Below are 16,854 nucleotides of genomic sequence, written 5' to 3'. Positions count from 1 at the left end.
GCGCCGGGGGTTTTTGTTTGCGGGATGCCCTGTGGCGCCGAATCCATGCCCGGCTGCTGTTCGCGCGATCCGCGATGAGTCGAGCGTGGCTCGACTCTACAAAGGCATCCACGCATGGCGTGGATCCACTTCGCGTCAGCTGCGGGCGAGGGCGAGCAGGCGTTCCGCTATGCGTTCCAGTGGTACCTGTTCGTCCGCGGCGCCGAGCTTGAACGCTGCACCGGGCATGCCCCAGACCACACTGGTGGCCTCGTCCTGCACCAGTGTCGGCGCGCCGGCCTGGCGCATCTCCAGCAGGCCGCGTGCGCCGTCATCGCCCATCCCGGTGAGTATGGCACCGATGGCGTTGCTGCCGGCGGTCTGCGCGACCGAACGGAACAGCACGTCCACCGCGGGCTTGTGCCGGTTCACTGCCGGGCCGTCATCGACGCGGCAGCGCCAGCGCGCACCATCGCGGATGATGCGCAGGTGCTTGCCGCCGGGTGGGAGGTAGGCGTGGCCGGGCAGCACCGCTTCGCCGTCGCTGGCCTCGCGCACGGCCATCGCCGAGTGTCGGTCCAGGCGTTCGGCAAAGGCGCTGCTGAAGCTGGCCGGCAGGTGCTGGGTCATCACCACGGCGGGCGCGTCGGCGGGCATGCCTTCCAGCACCACGCGCAGCGCTTCGGTGCCACCGGCTGACGAGCCGATCGCGATCAGGCGATCGGTGGTACGGAACTGCGGTGAGACGGGGCGCATCGAGGGGGCTGCGTCCAGCATGAGTTTCGGGACTGCAGCGCGCACCAGCGGGCGCACCCGCGAGCGCGCCGCCATCTTGACCTTGGCGATGATCTCGTCGGCGTAGCCCTGCAGGCCGCGTGCGACGTCCAGCTTGGGCTTGGAGACGAAGTCCACCGCGCCCAGCGCCAGCGCCTGCAGCGTAGTGTCGGCGCCGCGTTCGGTCAGCGACGAGATCATCACCACCGGCAGCGGGTGCAGGCGCATCAGGTTTTCCAGGAACGCCAGCCCGTCCATGCGCGGCATTTCCACGTCCAGGGTGATCACGTCCGGGGCCAGGCGCTTGATCTTCTCGCGCGCCAGCAACGGGTCGGCGGCGGTGCCGACCACGTCGATGGACGGATCGCTGGACAGGATCTCGGTGAGCATCTGGCGCACGACGGCGGAGTCGTCGACGATGAGGACCCGGCAGGGGGCGTTGCCGGTCAGGGTCATTCGAACAGCTCCACGCCGCCGGTGACCGGGGTCTTGGACAGGCGTGCACGCACCGCCGATTCGGTCGCGGCCACCTCTGCTTCATGGGCGTGCGGCAGGCGCTGCACCACCACGCGGCCGGTATCGGCGAAGAACCAGATCTTGCGCGGATGGATGCCGCACAGGTCCTCGGCGATGATCGGAATATGCTCGGCCTGCAGGTACTGGCGCACGAACTCGGCGTTGCGCGTGCCGACCGGATTGCTGGTGAAGCCCTTGAGCACGTTGGCGCCGCCGAACACCTTGGCTTCGATGCGCTTGCGGTGGGCGCCGCGCTTGAGCATGTCGTTGATCAGCAGTTCCATCGCGTAGCTGCCGTAACGCGCGGGCGCGCCGTCGCCGGCATTGCCCTCGGGCAGCAGGAAGTGGTTCATGCCGCCGATCTTCAGTACCGGGTCGCGCAGGCACGCGGCCACGCAGGAACCCAGCGTGGTGGTCAGCGCGGTGGTGTCGTCCACCACCAGGTACTGGGTCGGCAGCAGCTTGGCCGCGATGGTCTGGAAGCGCGCATCCTGGTAGCGCATCACATCGTCGGTACGCAGCGAGGCGTTCATGCGCCGGCCTTTGCCGCACGGCGATACAGCGTACGGCCGCAGGGCTGGATCAGGTCGGCGGCGTGCAGGTAGTTCTCCGAGTGTCCGGTGTAAAGCAGGCCGTCATCGGCCAGGTGCTGCACCAGGCGGCCGAGGATGGCACGCTGGGTCGGCTTGTCGAAATAGATCATCACATTGCGGCAGAACAGCGCGTCGAATGGTCCGCCGACGTCGTAGCGCGGGGCGAGCAGATTCAATGGGCGGAACTCGATCAGCTCGCGTAGTGCCGGCAGCACGCGGCACTGGCCCTCATTGGGGCCGCTGCCACGCTGGAAATAGCGCCGGCGCAGATCCGGGTCGAGATTGGTGACCCGGTCGATGTTGTAGACGCCACGGCCGGCGGTGGCCAGTACCTGGGTATCAACATCGGTCGCGACGATGCGCACCGGCGGCTTCAGCGTACCGAAGGCCTCACAGGCGGTGATCGCCATCGAATAGGGTTCTTCACCGGTGGACGCCGCGCATGACCACAGCAGCAGCGGCGTGCGGCTGGAGCGCTGCTGCAGTTCCTCGCGCAGCTTGTCGAAGTGGTGCGGCTCGCGGAAGAACGAGGTCAGGTTGGTGGTCAGGGCGTTGGTAAACGCCTGCCACTCGTCGCCGTCTTCCTGCTCCAGATGGTCCAGATACTGCTGGAAGCTGCGCATGCCCAGCGTGCGCAAGCGGCGCGACAGGCGGCCATAGACCATGTCGCGCTTTGCCGGGGCAAGGGCGATGCCCACGCGCTGGTAGATCAAGTCGCAGACGCGGCGGAAATCACGGTCGGCGAACTCGAATTCGCGCGGGCCGGTGACGATGGGAGTGGGACTTTGCACGGGGGACGTGTCCATCGGCAGAGGCGGCGGCCGAAGCCGCCGCGGGTGGGTCTCAGAATTCCTGCCAGTCGCTGTCGCTGGCGACGAAGGTGCTGGCGTTGCTGCCGGCGCGGCGGACCGGTGCCGGCGTTGGAACCGGCTGCGGGCGCGCCACGGCGGCGGCAACACGGACCGGCTCGACACGCGCGGCCACCGCCTTCATTGCGGCGGAGACCTGGTTGTCCAGGCGGAAGATCGCCACGGCGTCGGCCAGCTGGCCAGCCTGTTCTTCCATCGCGCGCGCGGCAGCGGTGGCTTCCTCCACCAGCGCGGCGTTCTGCTGGGTCGTCTCGTCCATCTGTACCACGGTCTGGTTGACCTGCTCGATGCCGGCGCTCTGTTCCTGCGAGGCGGCGGAGATCTCGGCCATGATGTCGGTCACGCGCTGCACCGAGGCGACGATCTCGCCCATGGTGCTGCCGGCCTGGTGGACCAGGCTGGAGCCTTCGGCAACCTTGCCGACCGAATCATCGATCAGGCCCTTGATCTCCTTGGCGGCGGCGGCCGAGCGCTGGGCGAGGGTGCGCACCTCGCTGGCGACCACGGCGAAGCCGCGGCCCTGTTCACCGGCACGTGCGGCTTCCACTGCAGCGTTCAGCGCCAGGATGTTGGTCTGGAAGGCGATCCCGTCGATGACCGAAATGATCTCGGCGATCTTCTTCGACGAGGCTTCGATGGCCGACATGGTGTTGACCACCTGGCCAACCACGCTGCCGCCTTGAGAGGCAACACCCTGCGCGCCGATCGCGAGCTGGTTGGCTTGGCGGGCATGCTCGGCGTTCTGGCGTACGGTGGAGGTCAGTTCCTCCATCGAGGCAGCGGTTTCTTCCAGGTTCGCAGCCTGCTGTTCGGTACGGCGCGACAGATCGCTGTTTCCCGAAGCAATCTCACCGGCGGCCAGGGTGATGCTGGAGGCACTGGCCTGGATCTGGCCGACGATCTGGGTCAGCTGCGCGACGGTTGTGTTGGCGTCGTCACGCATGCGGGCGAACACGCCCTGGTAGTCACCCTGCATGCGCGCGGTCAGATCACCTTCGGCGATGGCCGACAGCAGCTGCGAGAGCTTGCCGAGGTTGTCATCGCTGACCGCCATCATCGCGTTGAGGTTTTCCAGCATCAGGCGAAAATCGTGATCGAAGCGCTGCGCATCGCCACGGCGGCTGAAGTCGCCGGCAGCGGCGGCACTGGCCAGCTGCTTGATTTCGGCGTTGATGCGGCCGAGATTGGCCTTGACGGTGTCGACGGTGGTGGTCATCGCCGCCTTTTCGCCGGGGTAGCGGGCGATGTCGCGGCTCAGGTCGCCGACCGCGTACTGCTGTACCACGTCCAGCACGTCATGCAGGGTCTGCACGTGGCCGCCTACCAGGGCGTTGGTTTCCTGCACCATCAGCCCGTACTCGCCGGGGAAGGCACTGGCGTCGATGCGATAGCTCAGTTCGCCGGCATCGTGGCGGCGGGCCATTTCGCGCTGGCCGCCGATCACTGCGTGCAGCTGCTGCTGCATGCCGGACATGGCGTCCAGCAGGCGACCGGGTTCGTCATGCGCCTGCGGACCGATGTGGCTGTCCAGCTTGCCGCGGGCGATACCCTCGGCGACGGCCGTTGCCTGCTTCAGCGGCACGGCGATGCGGTTGCCGATGAGCCAGCTCAGGGCCAGCACGATCAGTACCAGCACGCCACCGGAGACGGCCATGATGGCGGTGAACACCAGCGCCTGCTTCTGCACGTCGTCCATGTAGACGCCGCTGCTGACCACCCAGTTCCAGGGCGCGAACAGGCCGGCGTAGGCGACCTTCTCGACCTCGCCCTTGCTGCCGGGCTTGGCCCAGCGATAGTTGACGAAGCCACCGCCGGCCTTGGCTGCTTCGACCTGGTCGTAGTAGATGCGCACGCCGTCGTCGGTGCGGAAGTCCTTCATGTCCTTGCCGACCAGATCCTTGCGGAACGGGTGCATCAGCAGGCGGTAGCCGGTGTCGTAGATGTTGAAGTAGTAGGCATCGTTCTCGGCGCGCATCACTTCCAGCGCCTGCAATGCCGCGCTCTTGGCAGCGTCCTCGCTGAGCTCGCCGGTACCGGCCAGCCGGTGATAATGCTGGAGGATGCCGTAACTGAGTTCGACCTGGGTCTTCAGCGCGGTCTTGCGGGTCTCGGTGAGGTCCAGGTACTGCATGCGGGCGGCGATCACCGAGAGCGCGATCACGCCGAGCGCGATGAGCAGCGTCAGCAGGTTGAGCTTGCGCCGGACGGAGAGGTTGCTGAAGTAGTGTTGCCAGCGATGCAGGAGATTCATCGAGCAGGACCAGGTCGAAGCGGGCGGGCGGCGCCGAGCCGGTCAGCGGCGGGACAAGCCGTGACAACCCCGTTATCGGCCGATGGGGCGGGGGATTGAGGCGCAGTGTCCGAACGTATTCAGGTTTCCTTGCAGCGGCGGCTGCGGCGCTGCCTGCGGCAGGCTGGTTTTGAAGCAACAGCAACAGCAACAGCAACAGCGGCTGGTCGGCGCTGGATTGTCAGTAAGTGGCTGGGCCGGGGTGGGCAGGCAGGACACGCCATAAACCCGTCCATGGGGGCTCGATGGCGCCATCCATGGCGCCAACGGTCCTGCCTGCCCACCCCGGCCCAGCCCTCCTGGCATTTTGGTGTCGGACGGCAAGAGCGTTGGGTTTCCAGGTGGAAAGAGGGGTCAGATCCGTTTTCCTGCGGAAAACGGATCTGACCCCGGAAGCAATACGGCTGTTGCTCTTGCTCTTCTTTCTTCAATCCGGGGTGGACGCGCACGGAAAATGTCTGTGGCCGGGAGGGTGGGTTGCGCAGGGGTGTCCGCGGCATGGATGCCGCGGCCAAGCCCCCAGGGACGGGTTGTGGTGGTCTAATCAACTTGGACACTCGATAGGATCAATTTCAAGCATCGAGGTAGACCCATGGCAAAGCAGATCACTCAGGGCATGAGGGACGAGGCGGTTCGCCTTGTGGTTGTGGAGGGGCAGACAGTCAGGGACGTCTGCCAGCTGATGGATGTCGGCCCGACGGCGCTGAGGCGCTGGATCGAGCAATGGCGTCGAAAACATGACCCGCAGGCCGAGGCACCGCCCGTAGATGCCCAGGTCAGAATCGCCGAGCTGGAGGCCCAGAATCGCAGGCTCAAGGAGGAGCGCGACCTACTAAAAAAATCCATCGCCTTCTTCATTCGGGACAGCGATCACCGGAACAGGTGATCCAGGAATTGGGGAAGGTCGCTCCGATCCGGTTGGTGTGTCAGTTGATGGACTATCCCCGTAGCAGCTACTACGCCTGGCTGCACCGGGAGCCCCGGATTGACCGGGAACTGCTGGCCCAGGTTGATCTGGTTCGTCGCATTCATCAGTCCCACCGGGGGAGCTGTGGCTCTCGCAAGATGGCCAGGGAGCTGACCAATCGCGGCCTGCCAGTGGGTCGCTACCGCGCCCGGACGCTGATGCGCCGGGCCGGCGTCAGGGCGCGGCAGCACCGGCGGCACAAGTACCACAGTCTGGGGCCGCAGGCACTGACCGCGCCCAACGTGTTGGAACGCCAATTCAACCCGGAGGCACCCGACCAAGTCTGGGCAGGGGATATCACCTACATCCCGACCCAGCAAGGCTGGCTCTATCTGGCCATCGTGGTGGATCTGTTTGCCCGACGGATCGTGGGCTGGGCCCACTCTCACGAAGGGGATGCCTGGCTGGCCGTCAGAGCCCTGCGTGGGGCTCTGAAACAGCGTCGTCCCAACGGGCGACTACTTTTCCACTCGGATCAAGGTCGGCAGTACACCAGCCATGCCATGGCCGAAATTCTGCGTGACAACGGCATCACCCAAAGCATGAGCAGGAAGGGCAACTGCTGGGACAACGCGGTGGTGGAACGGGTTTTCGCCACCCTCAAAGGGGAATGGCTTTACTCAAAATACCCCACTCGACAGGAGGCTGCAGCAGACATCGAGCAATTCGTGGACTGGTACAACCACCGTCGGCCGCACAGTGCCAACGGCCTTGTGCCACCTGCGCTTTGTGAAGAGCAGGTGGCCTGAACTCCCTTTGGGAGTGTCCAAAAATACTTGACCACCACAGGTTTACGGCGCCCCCTGCGCAACCCACCCTCCCGGCCAGCCCTCAGTAGCCAAGCGCTCTCCGCGACCACCCCGAGGGGCTTCGCCGTTGGCTGGATATCCAGATACCCCGTAAACGAAAACGCCCCGGCGCAGGGCCAGGGCGTCTTCGTGGATCAGGTCAGGCTGGAATCAGAACTCCTGCCAGTCTCCGTCGGCCAGTTCGGTGGCCATCGGGCGACCACCCGCGGTGCGCCGGGCCGGCGGTGCGACCGGTGCCGGAGCGACCGGCGCCGTGGCGCGCGGGGCAGGGGCAGCGACGACGCGCGGGGCGGCCACGACCTCGGCTTCGTCCACCACGAAGATCGACACGGCCTCGCTGAGGTGGCCGGCCTGTTCTTCCATCGCGCGGGCGGCGGCGGTGGCTTCTTCCACCAGTGCAGCGTTCTGCTGGGTGGTCTCGTCCATCTGCACCACGGTCTGGTTGACCTGCTCGATGCCGGCGCTCTGTTCCTGCGAAGCCGCAGAGATCTCGGCCATGATGTCGGTCACGCGCTGCACCGAGGCGACGATCTCGCCCATGGTGGCGCCGGCCTTGTGTACCAGGGCCGAGCCGTCGTTGACCTTGCCAACGGAGTCGTCGATCAGGCCCTTGATCTCCTTGGCGGCAGCGGCCGAGCGCTGGGCGAGGGTGCGCACCTCGCTGGCGACCACGGCGAAACCACGTCCCTGTTCACCGGCACGTGCGGCTTCCACGGCGGCGTTCAGTGCCAGGATGTTGGTCTGGAACGCGATGCCGTCGATGACCGAGATGATCTCGGCGATCTTCTTCGACGAGGCTTCGATCGCCGACATGGTGGTGACCACCTGGCCGACCACTTCACCGCCCTGCGAGGCGACGCCATGCGCGCCGATCGCGAGCTGGTTGGCCTGGCGGGCGTGTTCGGCGTTCTGGCGCACGGTGGAGGTCAGTTCCTCCATCGAGGCAGCGGTTTCTTCCAGGTTGGCAGCCTGCTGTTCGGTACGGCGCGACAGGTCGCTGTTGCCCGAGGCGATTTCGCCGGCGGCCGAGCTGATCGCACGGCTGGACTGCTTGATGCGGGTGACGATCTCGCTCAGCTGCGCGGCCGTGGCGTTGGCGTCGTCGCGCATGCGGGCGAACACGCCCTGGTAGTCGCCATGCATGCGCACGGTCAGGTCACCCTGCGACAGCGCGGCGAGCAGGCCGGAGATCTGTTCGATGCTGCCGGCATTGGCGTCCAGCAGGCCGTTGATCTGCTGGGCCAGCTGCAGGAAGAAGCCTTCCTTGTCGCTGGAATCGATGCGGCCGGACAGGTCGCCGGCGGCTGCCTGGGCGATCACGCGCGCCACTTCGGCTTCCACCTGCGCTTCCTGGGTACGGTCGCGCCATTCCACCACGTAGCCGACGGTGTCGCCGCCTTCATTGCGGATGGTCGAGACCACCTGGGCGAACTGGGCATCGCCGTACTGCATCGGGCGACGGGCCACGCCGTGTGCCTTCAGGTTACCCAGCAGGGTCTGGTCCATTTCACCGCGGTGTTCAAGCACGGTGACCGGCTTGCCGATCAGCGAGGCCTGGGCATCGAAGTCCGGCAGGTCGCGGCGAACTTCGTCCTGGTACTGGCTCAGGGTCTGCTGCAGGGCGCGGTTGCTGTAGACGATGGTGTTGCTGGTGTCGGTCAGGTACACGCCGGTCGAGCTGTAATCCAGCGCCGTGCGGATGCGCAGGTTCTCGCGCGCCACGGCCTGGTCGGTTTCGATGCGCTCGCGCAGGTCGCGCTGCATGCGCTGCATGGCCTGCATCAGTTCGCCCACTTCATCCTGGCGGCTGACGTCGATGTGGCCATCGAGCTTGCCGCCGGCCACGTCGTTGGCAACCGACACGGCGCCGCGCACGCTGCCGACCAGGGCGCGGGCGAACAGCCAGACCAGCACCAGGCCGAGCGCGGCGCCGCCCAGCAGGGCGATCACGGTCAGCACGGCCGAGGCGGAATACGTGGAGGCGGCCTGTTCGCGCGACGCGCGGGCGAGGCGGTTGTCTTCGGCGATCAGCGCTTCCAGCGCCGAGGCGGCCTTGCGGTGCTTGGTGCGGGTTTCGCCGACGAAGGTATCGATGGCGTCGTCCGGCAGGTCCAGTTCCAGCATCTCGGTGACGCTGTCATAGGAGGCCAGGGCGTCCTTCCACTCCTTGGCGAAGGTGTCGAACAGCTTCTTCTGCTGCGCGTTGTCGACCAGGGTCGGATACTCCTTGATCGACTTGTCCATGCTCGCGCGCAGCTCGACGCCCTGCTTGCGTGCATCCGCCTTGACGTCGTCGCTGGCGCGGATCAGCTGCTGGTAGGCGGCGTTGCGGTATTCACCCAGCATGCCGCGCATCTCGCCGGCCATGCGGATGCTCTCCATGCGAGAACCCGCCAGCTCGGTGGTGACATTGTTCAGCGAATGCAGGCCACGATAGGCGACGATGCCCTGCAGCAACATCACCAGCAGGAGGACGCCGAAGGTCAGCAGCAGCTTCGGCATCAGTTTGAGGTTGTTGATCCACGGCATGGGCGTTGCGATCTCCTAAGGCAGACGCGTCCGGGCGTCGGGCCCGGTTGCAGCAGAAACCACGCCGGCACCAGGTCCGGCGTGGTTCGACGGACAGCGGATTACTTGATGTTGGCCAGCTTCAGGCCGGCCGGCGAGCTGACTTCGATTTCCGCGCGCGAGGCGTCGCGCTGGATCTTGCCGATCACGCAGACGGTCTTGCCTTCCAGGGTTTCCAGCGGGAAGGAGAACTTGCCGCGATTCTCGCCGGCGATGCGGGCCGAGAAGGTGTGGCGCGGGAAGGCGCCGCCCATGTACAGGAAGGTCGGCTGGCCTTCGGAACCTTCTGCGTAGCGGGCCTTCTCGACCTTGCCGCAGACCATGCCGTCCTTGCCGACCGAGCGCGGTGCCAGTTCCGGCGGGATCATGTCGGCCGACTGGGCAAACGCGGCGGAAGCGGTGGTGGCCAGGACAGCGGCCGAAACGAACGCAAGCAGGGACTTCATCGAGGTGTATCTCCGGGGATGGTGATGGTCGTTCCGGTTCTGCGCGCTCCTGCGCGACCGGCTTCTGTCCCCCTATCGGCACTGCTGGAGGGAACTGAAGGGTTGTGTGACCAGAACGTGAAGCAGGTCCGCTTGATCAGGCGGCGGCGTCTTCAACGACGTTGGCCTGGCCCATGTCGGCGCTGTCCAGCAGGGTCTCGATGTCGAGCAGGATCAGCATGCGGTCGTCCTGCGTGCCGATGCCGGAGATGAAGCGGGTATCGACGGCGGCGCCGAATTCCGGGGTCGGGCGGATCTGCTCTGCCGACAGCGGGATCACGTCCGAGACGCTGTCGACCACGATGCCGACCACTCGGTCGTCGACGTTCAGCACGATCATCACGGTGAAGGCGTCGTAGCGGGCGTCGTCCAGGCGCAGCTTCAGGCGCAGGTCGATGACCGGGACGATGGTGCCGCGCAGGTTGATCACGCCCTTGATGTAGTCCGGTGCATCCGGCACCCGGGTGACCGCGTCATAGCCGCGGATTTCCTGCACCTTGAGGATGTCCACGCCGTAGTGCTCGGCACCGAGGGTGAAGCTGAGGAATTCGCCACCGGCGCTGGCGGTGGAGCTGGTCTTGTCGTTCATCGAGGGGTCCTGGTTCTGCCGGAAGTCCCGGTGTCAGGCTCGATATCGGCCCCTCGTCGGGGGACTTTAGGTGTGGGCCCCGCGTTGTCGCGAGGTTGCCGGCCAGCGGCCGGCACTACCGGTTGGACGAGCCCTACAGCTCGCCGTTGCGGCGCGCCTTGCGCTGGCGGTCGATGCGGAAGATATAGCGTTGGATGGCGCTGTCGGCGCCACGTGGCAGGATGTCGAAGCGCATGCCCACGCGCTTGATCTCGATGCCGTTGGGTTGGCGCTGCGGCAGCAGGTTGCAGACGACCAGCTCGATCTCCAGGTCCGGGCCGTCGGGCAGCGACAGCACCGCCGGGTAGCGCTTCTGCAGGCTGAACACCGCGCAGTCGGTAGGCACGGCCACCGCCAGGCCGCCACCACTGATGTCAACCACCCGCATCGACAGCGCTTCGGCACGGCTCTCGCCGGCAGGGACCAGCAGCTGGGGCGAATCGGTGACGGGCGTCTCCAGCCGGTACATCTCACGTCGCTGCAGATGGACCAGCTCGTCCGGCAGAGGGGCGCGGAAGGCGACGTGGCCGTCGTTGTCCACACGCTGCAGTGCCTGCAGGCGGAACCGCACCAGCACGCGTTCGAGCTGGGCGAAGCACAGCAGATGATCGGCCTGTTCGGCGGCGCGGTTGGACGCCTCCTGCGGGCTGCCATCGAGCAGCAGGGTGTCTTCGTCCTCGTCGAGCTCAAGCAGCGCGGTCGGGAACGAGCGGTCGCGGCCGTCGATATGCGCATTGATCAGTGATCGCTGGTCGATCAGCGATCGCAGCAGCTGCCGCAGCTGGCGCGGATTGCGGACCAGGAAACGTTCGTCAGCGGCATCAGCCGCGTGGACATCATGCACTGCAGTGTCGTTGCCGTCGGACATGGAATCTACGGTCAGGGGCGGGCGCCAGCACGCGTTGGCGCGAGGCTCGATGGGGATATCGGCCACTGTGCCGGATTATGAAGTGAGAATTGCATCACTTTCCATGCGTCCGGGGTCGGATCCCCTTTCCGAAGGAAAGGGATCCGACCCCGGGTACATCAGAACTCCTGCCAGTCGCCGTCTGCGGCCAGCGCCGGCTGGGCTGTCGCGGTGCGCAGCGTACGCGCCGGGACCGGCTTTGCGGTCGGTGCGGCGGCTGCAACCTGGCGCGGTACCGGTGCCGCCAGCGGGCGTGCCGGGATGGCCGTCGTGCCCTGTGATGCCAGCCGGAAGCGGGCCACGGCTTCACCCAGCTGCACGGCCTGGTCTTCCATTGCACGCGCGGCGGCGGTGGCTTCCTCCACCAGCGCGGCGTTCTGCTGGGTGGTTTCGTCCATCTGCACCACGGTCTGGTTGACCTGCTCAATGCCGGCCGACTGTTCCTGCGAAGCAGCGGAAATCTCGGCCATGATGTCGGTCACGCGCTGCACCGAGGCGACGATCTCGCCCATGGTGCTGCCGGCCTGGTGGACCAGGCTCGAGCCCTCGGCAACCTTGCCGACCGAATCATCGATCAGGCCCTTGATCTCCTTGGCGGCAGCCGCCGAGCGCTGGGCGAGGGTGCGCACTTCGCTGGCGACCACGGCGAAGCCGCGGCCCTGTTCACCGGCACGCGCGGCTTCCACGGCGGCATTCAGCGCCAGGATGTTGGTCTGGAACGCAATGCCGTCGATGACGCTGATGATCTCGGCGATCTTCTTCGACGAGGCTTCGATGGCGGACATGGTGGTGACCACTTGGCCGACGACTTCACCGCCCTGCGAGGCGACGCCATGGGCACCGATGGCGAGCTGGTTGGCCTGGCGGGCGTGCTCGGCGTTCTGACGCACAGTGGAGGTCAGTTCCTCCATCGACGCCGCGGTTTCTTCCAGGTTGGCGGCCTGCTGTTCGGTACGGCGCGACAGGTCGCTGTTGCCCGAAGCAATCTCACCGGCGGCCAGGGTGATGCTGCCGGCGCTGGCCTGGATCTGGCCGACGATCTGGGTCAGCTGTGCAACGGTGGTGTTGGCATCGTCACGCATGCGCGCGAACACGCCGTTGAACTGGCCGTCCATGCGTGCGGTCAGGTCGCCGGCGGCGATCGACTGCAGCAGCTGCGAGAGCTGGCCGAGGTTGCCGTCGGCCACCTGCATCATGCTGTTGAGCTGCTCGATCATCACGCGGAAATCGTGATCGAAACGCTGCGCATCACCGCGCTGGCTGAAGTCGCCGGCGGCGGCGGCCGAGGCCAGCTGCTGGATCTGCGTGTTGATGGCCAGCAGGCTCGCCTTGGCCGCATCCATCGACTCGTGCAGGATCGCGCGGCTGCCGGGCAGGCGGCGTGCATCCGGGGTCAGATTGCCGATGGCATATTGGTTGAGTACTTCAATGGCATCGACGATCGCATCGAGGTGTTCGAAGATCACCGTGTTGATGCCGTTGGCCAGCTGGCCATAGACGCCCGGGAAATCTTCCGGAATGCGGTGGCTGATGTCCGGGCCGGCATGCATCTGGGCCATCAGCTGGGTCTGCTCGCTGAAGCGGCGCAGCATCGCGGTCATCTCCGCGGTGGCGGCCAGCATCTTGCCGGCCTCGTCCTTGCTGGTGGCCTGGGTGCTGACGCTGAGGTCGCCGCGGGAAACGGCCTGGATGGCATGCACGGCCTTGCCCAGCGGACCGGTGACCGCACGCGAGATGACGATGGCCAGCGCGGCGGCCACCAGTGACAGCAGTACGATGCAGCCGATGATGGCGATCATACTGTTGCGATGGGTGGCGTTGGCGTCGGCGATCTTGCCGTCCATCTGCCCGGCGATGTGGGTGCCCAGTGCCTTCATTGCAGCGAACAGGTCGCGACGTGCCGGGCGCGACTGCTCGTCGGAGATCTGCTGCGCCAGGGCGCCGTCACCGGCGGTCACGGCGTCGCGCATCGCCTTGTTGGCGGCGAAGTAGCGATCCAGCTGCGTTCTGGCCGCGCGATAGAGTTCGCGCTCCTTCTCCAGCGCCGGCAGCGCCGAGTACGCCGCCAGTTCGTCATGCACGGCTTTGGCGGTGTCGTCCATGCGCTTGTTGTAGTCGGCGACCTTCTCCGGCTGGTCCAGCATGCTCAGCTGGGCCAGTTCGTAGGTACGGAACTCACCGAGCTGCGAGCGCGCCTCGCCCAGGTGCTGGACGGAGGGGATATCGTTGCCGGCCATCTCGCGCAGCTGCGCGTTGGCTTCGCTCAGGCGCAGCAGGGCGAACGCGCCGAGGACCAGGGTCATCAACGTGGTGAGGGTGAACCCCACGGCCAGCTTGCGGGCGATGGGCAGATCGTGGAACCACTTCATGCAGGGTGCTCCAGGTGGGCAGAGTGCTGGCGTCTGTGCGCCGGTTTGGGGGTGGTTGCAGAGCGAACGGTGGTGCCCGGTGGGGGTTCGGTGACGGCCGTCAAAGCGAAATAGCGGCGCAGTCCGGATGGACTTTATGGACGCAGATCACATTCGGTTGCGTAGGGATGACGGCGCGAAAGCGTTGCAGCGACGCGGCTTCGCTTGGATGAAGTGATTACGCCCGCAGCCATCGTGTCGACGCAGTTCACGATTTGGTATCGGGGTGCCGTCCCGCGATCAGATCCCTTTCCTGCGGAATGGAATCTGATCCCACTGGCAGGGCGAACACAAACAGAAACCGCCGCCCGGAAGGGCGGCGGTCCAGTACACGCCTGCAACGTGGATCAGGCGGCCTGCGGCATCCGCAGCGAACGCACCAGCCCGCCGATGTCGACGATCAGGGCCACGCGGCCATCGCCGAGGATGGTGGCACCGGACACCCCGCCGATGCGGCGGTAGTTGTTCTCGATGTTCTTCACCACGACCTGTTGCTGGCCGACCAGTTCGTCCACTTCCAGCGCGATCTTCTGGCCATCGCCTTCGACCACCACCACCAGCGATTCGCTGCGCGGCGCACGGTTGCCGTAGCCGTAGTATTCGCTCAGCGACAGGATCGGCAGGTACTCGCCACGTACGCGCAGCACGCGGCCTTCGCCGGCCATGCTGCGGATGTCCTCGGCCTGCGGCTGCAGGGCCTCAAGCACATAGGCCAGCGGCAGGATCAGGGTTTCGCCCGCGACTGCCACGGTCATGCCATCGAGGATGGCCAGGGTCAGCGGCAGGCGGATCAGCGTGCGGGTGCCGTTACCAAGGCTGCTTTCGATCTGCACCTCGCCACCCAGCGCCTGGATGTTGCGGCGGACCACATCCATGCCGACGCCACGGCCGGACAGGTCGGTGACTGCATCGGCGGTGGAGAAACCAGGCTGGAAGATCAGGTCCCAGACCTGCGAATCGGTAGGGTTGTCCGGCACTGCCAGGCCGCGTTCGTGGGCTTTGGCCAGGATCTTGGTGCGGTCCAGGCCGCGGCCGTCGTCGCTGACTTCGATGACGATGTGGCCGCCCTGATGCGAGGCTGCCAGGGTGATGGTGCCGGTTTCGTCCTTGCCCGCGCCGCGACGCACGTCCGGCATCTCCAGGCCGTGGTCGATCGAGTTGCGCACCAGGTGCACCAGCGGGTCGGCGATCTTTTCGATCAGGCCCTTGTCCAGTTCCGTGCCTTCACCGACGGTGCGCAGGCGGACCTGCTTGCCAAGGCGGCTGGACAGGTCGCGGACCAGGCGCGGGAAGCGGCGGAACACCGCATCGACCGGCAGCATGCGCACGCCGATCACGGCTTCCTGCAGGTCGCGGGTGTTGCGTTCCAGCTGGTCCAGGCCGGCGAACAGGCTCTCGGCGTGGACCGGGTCCAGTGCGTGCGAGACCTGCTTGAGCATGGCCTGGGTGATGACCAGTTCGCCGACCAGGTTGATCAGCGCATCGACCTTGTCGACGCTGACGCGGATCGAGGTTTCGGCTTCCTGGCTGGCGCCGCCGCTGGTGGCGGGCGCAGCAGGCGCCGCCGGTACGACGGCAGCCGGTGTGGAAGGGGCGGTTGCAATGGGCGCCTGTGTAGCCAGGCTCGGCGGTGGGGCCGGACGGATGTCCAGTTCGCAGTCGTCCAGTACCCAGGCGAAGGTGTCTTCGATCTTGCTGCGCGGCACCTTGCCGACCAGGCCCAGATCCCACGCCAGATGGGCCTCGAGCGGGTCGAGCTGGGCGAAGCCCGGCAGGCGTTCCATGCGCGCGGCGACCTGCAGCGAACCGAGATGCTCCAGTTCGCGGATGATGCGCAGCGGGTCGTTGCCGCTCATGAACAGCGACGGTGCCGGGGTGAAGCCGATCTGCCAGGCTTCCGGCGTATCGTCCACCTTGGCCGCGACGGCAGCGGGGGCGCTCGGTGCGGCCTGGCCGGAAAGGACCGCTTCCAGGCGCGCCTTCACCGCAGCGACTGCAGCCGGATCGGCAGCCTGGCCGTGTTCGGCTTCGCGAAGCAGGGCGCGCAGCACGTCCACCGAGGACAGCATGGCGTCGACCGCGTGGCCTTCCAGCGCCCGCTTGCCGGCACGCAGTTCATCGAGCAGCGTTTCCAGCACGTGGGTCAGGCCGGCGATCGTATCGAAGCCGAAGGTGCCGGCGCCGCCCTTGATCGAGTGGGCGGCGCGGAACACCGAATTGATGATCTCCGCGTCCTGCTGCCCCGATTCCAGGGCCAGCAGGCCAGCCTCCATCGCGTCGAGGCCTTCGCGGCTCTCCTCGAAGAAGGTGGCGTGGAAGCGTTGCAGGTCCATGCTCATGGCAGTGGTGGTCCGGAAGCGAAGAGGGGGAGCGGTGGCGGGCGATCAGCCCAGCACTTTCTGCACGGTGGCGACCAGCTGTTCGGGATTGAACGGCTTGACCAGCCAGCCGGTGGCGCCGGCGGCCTTGCCTTCGGACTTCTTGTCGGCGGCCGATTCGGTGGTCAGCATCAGCAGCGGGGTGAACTTGTAGTCCGGCAGCTGGCGCAGTTCGCGAATCAGCGCGATGCCGTCCATGTTCGGCATGTTGACGTCGGTGACCACCGCATTGAAGCGCTGGCCCTTGGCGCGACCGAGCGCGACCGCGCCGTCTTCGGCTTCTTCGACGGCAAAACCGGCCGAGGTGAGGGCGAAGGAAACCATCTGGCGCATCGACGCCGAATCGTCCACCACCAAGATACGTGCGCTCATGCAGCGTTCTCCACAGATTTCAGGTTGTCATGGGTTACGTCCAGGCCCAGGGCCTGGGTGACGCCCAGCAGGCGCGCGGCGTCACGGAAGGTTGCAGTGCAACCGTGGAAGCCGGTGCCGAGACCTGCCTCGCGGCGGGCCTGCACGAACGCACACAGCACCTGCACGGCGGCCGTGTGGATGCGGGCGACCTGGCTTGCATCCAGGGTCAGCTCGCCTGCCTGCGCCACCAGCGGGGCGAGGCGGTTCTTGAGCTCGGTGGTGCTCTCGATGCCGAGATCCCCACCCAGTTCGACAGTGCTCATCGTTGC

General features: G+C 66.4%; 14 protein-coding genes. 2 read left to right on the top strand and 12 right to left on the bottom strand.

The window, feature by feature from the left end; translation table 11 throughout:
* Positions 1–135: 135 nt before the first annotated feature.
* Genes RI032_RS19925 through RI032_RS19910 form a run of 4 tightly spaced genes read right to left on the bottom strand, consistent with a single transcriptional unit; the run spans position 136 to position 4,982 of the window.
* On the bottom strand, positions 136–1,209 hold the full coding sequence (locus RI032_RS19925; RefSeq protein ID WP_322547600.1) for a protein-glutamate methylesterase/protein-glutamine glutaminase: 1,074 nt from the start codon (positions 1,207–1,209) through the stop codon (positions 136–138).
* Positions 1,206–1,802 (bottom strand): chemoreceptor glutamine deamidase CheD, encoded by a 597-nt coding sequence (gene cheD, locus RI032_RS19920; protein WP_322547599.1) that lies wholly within the window; start codon positions 1,800–1,802, stop codon positions 1,206–1,208. Before cheD ends, RI032_RS19925 begins: the two co-directional genes overlap by 4 nt.
* A complete protein-coding gene (locus RI032_RS19915; RefSeq protein ID WP_019338555.1) occupies positions 1,799–2,668 on the bottom strand; it encodes a CheR family methyltransferase in 870 nt (289 codons plus the stop codon). Before RI032_RS19915 ends, cheD begins: the two co-directional genes overlap by 4 nt.
* A 37-nt stretch (positions 2,669–2,705) precedes the next feature.
* The gene (locus tag RI032_RS19910) at positions 2,706–4,982 is read right to left on the bottom strand and encodes a methyl-accepting chemotaxis protein (protein WP_322547598.1); all 2,277 of its coding nucleotides are present in this window, start codon (positions 4,980–4,982) and stop codon (positions 2,706–2,708) included.
* Positions 4,983–5,613: 631 nt separating this feature from the next.
* Between RI032_RS19910 and RI032_RS20670 the strand changes: the two genes are divergently transcribed.
* Together RI032_RS20670 and RI032_RS19905 are read left to right on the top strand one after the other, a co-directional pair.
* Positions 5,614–5,907 (top strand): transposase, encoded by a 294-nt coding sequence (locus tag RI032_RS20670; protein ID WP_019338990.1) that lies wholly within the window; start codon positions 5,614–5,616, stop codon positions 5,905–5,907.
* Positions 5,904–6,737 (top strand): IS3 family transposase, encoded by an 834-nt coding sequence (locus RI032_RS19905; protein WP_043397638.1) that lies wholly within the window; start codon positions 5,904–5,906, stop codon positions 6,735–6,737. Before RI032_RS20670 ends, RI032_RS19905 begins: the two co-directional genes overlap by 4 nt.
* A 210-nt stretch (positions 6,738–6,947) precedes the next feature.
* Here the strand turns inward: RI032_RS19905 and RI032_RS19900 are convergent, their stop codons facing one another.
* The 8 genes from RI032_RS19900 to RI032_RS19865 all read right to left on the bottom strand — a co-directional run bounded on the left by RI032_RS19900 (position 6,948) and on the right by RI032_RS19865 (position 16,848).
* A complete protein-coding gene (locus RI032_RS19900) occupies positions 6,948–9,326 on the bottom strand; it encodes a methyl-accepting chemotaxis protein (RefSeq protein WP_071306166.1) in 2,379 nt (792 codons plus the stop codon).
* Between the two features lie 101 nt (positions 9,327–9,427).
* A complete protein-coding gene (locus tag RI032_RS19895; RefSeq protein WP_010482470.1) occupies positions 9,428–9,811 on the bottom strand; it encodes a hypothetical protein in 384 nt (127 codons plus the stop codon).
* A gap of 136 nt (positions 9,812–9,947) precedes the next feature.
* Positions 9,948–10,439 carry a chemotaxis protein CheW gene (locus tag RI032_RS19890; protein WP_010482468.1) on the bottom strand — a complete coding sequence of 164 codons (492 nt, stop codon included), beginning with the start codon at positions 10,437–10,439 and terminating at the stop codon, positions 9,948–9,950.
* 133 nt (positions 10,440–10,572) lie between these two features.
* Positions 10,573–11,346 (bottom strand): flagellar brake protein, encoded by a 774-nt coding sequence (locus tag RI032_RS19885; RefSeq protein ID WP_029550863.1) that lies wholly within the window; start codon positions 11,344–11,346, stop codon positions 10,573–10,575.
* A 158-nt stretch (positions 11,347–11,504) separates the two neighbouring features.
* Complete coding sequence (locus tag RI032_RS19880; RefSeq protein ID WP_322547597.1) at positions 11,505–13,754, bottom strand: methyl-accepting chemotaxis protein; 2,250 nt, start codon at positions 13,752–13,754, stop codon at positions 11,505–11,507.
* Positions 13,755–14,140: 386 nt separating this feature from the next.
* Positions 14,141–16,132, bottom strand: coding sequence for a chemotaxis protein CheA (locus tag RI032_RS19875; RefSeq protein ID WP_322547596.1), 1,992 nt, complete (start codon positions 16,130–16,132; stop codon positions 14,141–14,143).
* 45 nt (positions 16,133–16,177) lie between these two features.
* Entirely contained in the window at positions 16,178–16,543 is a 366-nt protein-coding gene (locus RI032_RS19870; protein WP_005409521.1) for a response regulator, read from the bottom strand.
* Positions 16,540–16,848: an STAS domain-containing protein gene (locus tag RI032_RS19865; protein ID WP_014037092.1), complete on the bottom strand. Its 309-nt coding sequence runs from the start codon at positions 16,846–16,848 to the stop codon at positions 16,540–16,542. Before RI032_RS19865 ends, RI032_RS19870 begins: the two co-directional genes overlap by 4 nt.
* Positions 16,849–16,854: the final 6 nt, after the last annotated feature.

It is taken from the genome of Stenotrophomonas geniculata, from assembly GCF_034508895.1.
Taxonomy (GTDB): domain Bacteria; phylum Pseudomonadota; class Gammaproteobacteria; order Xanthomonadales; family Xanthomonadaceae; genus Stenotrophomonas; species Stenotrophomonas geniculata.
This window is presented reverse-complemented; position numbering and strand designations above follow the sequence as displayed.

What these genes read in the sequence shown, in the direction of transcription:
- RI032_RS19885 (WP_029550863.1), bottom strand. Translation starts at nt 11,346, where the DNA reads ATGTCCGACGGCAACGACACTGCAGTGCATGATGTCCACGCGGCTGAT.
- RI032_RS19875 (WP_322547596.1), bottom strand. Translation starts at nt 16,132, where the DNA reads ATGAGCATGGACCTGCAACGCTTCCACGCCACCTTCTTCGAGGAGAGC.
- RI032_RS19910 (WP_322547598.1), bottom strand. Translation starts at nt 4,982, where the DNA reads ATGAATCTCCTGCATCGCTGGCAACACTACTTCAGCAACCTCTCCGTC.
- RI032_RS20670 (WP_019338990.1), top strand. Translation starts at nt 5,614, where the DNA reads ATGGCAAAGCAGATCACTCAGGGCATGAGGGACGAGGCGGTTCGCCTT.
- RI032_RS19925 (WP_322547600.1), bottom strand. Translation starts at nt 1,209, where the DNA reads ATGACCCTGACCGGCAACGCCCCCTGCCGGGTCCTCATCGTCGACGAC.
- RI032_RS19890 (WP_010482468.1), bottom strand. Translation starts at nt 10,439, where the DNA reads ATGAACGACAAGACCAGCTCCACCGCCAGCGCCGGTGGCGAATTCCTC.
- RI032_RS19865 (WP_014037092.1), bottom strand. Translation starts at nt 16,848, where the DNA reads ATGAGCACTGTCGAACTGGGTGGGGATCTCGGCATCGAGAGCACCACC.
- RI032_RS19870 (WP_005409521.1), bottom strand. Translation starts at nt 16,543, where the DNA reads ATGAGCGCACGTATCTTGGTGGTGGACGATTCGGCGTCGATGCGCCAG.
- RI032_RS19880 (WP_322547597.1), bottom strand. Translation starts at nt 13,754, where the DNA reads ATGAAGTGGTTCCACGATCTGCCCATCGCCCGCAAGCTGGCCGTGGGG.
- RI032_RS19900 (WP_071306166.1), bottom strand. Translation starts at nt 9,326, where the DNA reads ATGCCGTGGATCAACAACCTCAAACTGATGCCGAAGCTGCTGCTGACC.
- RI032_RS19895 (WP_010482470.1), bottom strand. Translation starts at nt 9,811, where the DNA reads ATGAAGTCCCTGCTTGCGTTCGTTTCGGCCGCTGTCCTGGCCACCACC.
- RI032_RS19915 (WP_019338555.1), bottom strand. Translation starts at nt 2,668, where the DNA reads ATGGACACGTCCCCCGTGCAAAGTCCCACTCCCATCGTCACCGGCCCG.
- cheD (WP_322547599.1), bottom strand. Translation starts at nt 1,802, where the DNA reads ATGAACGCCTCGCTGCGTACCGACGATGTGATGCGCTACCAGGATGCG.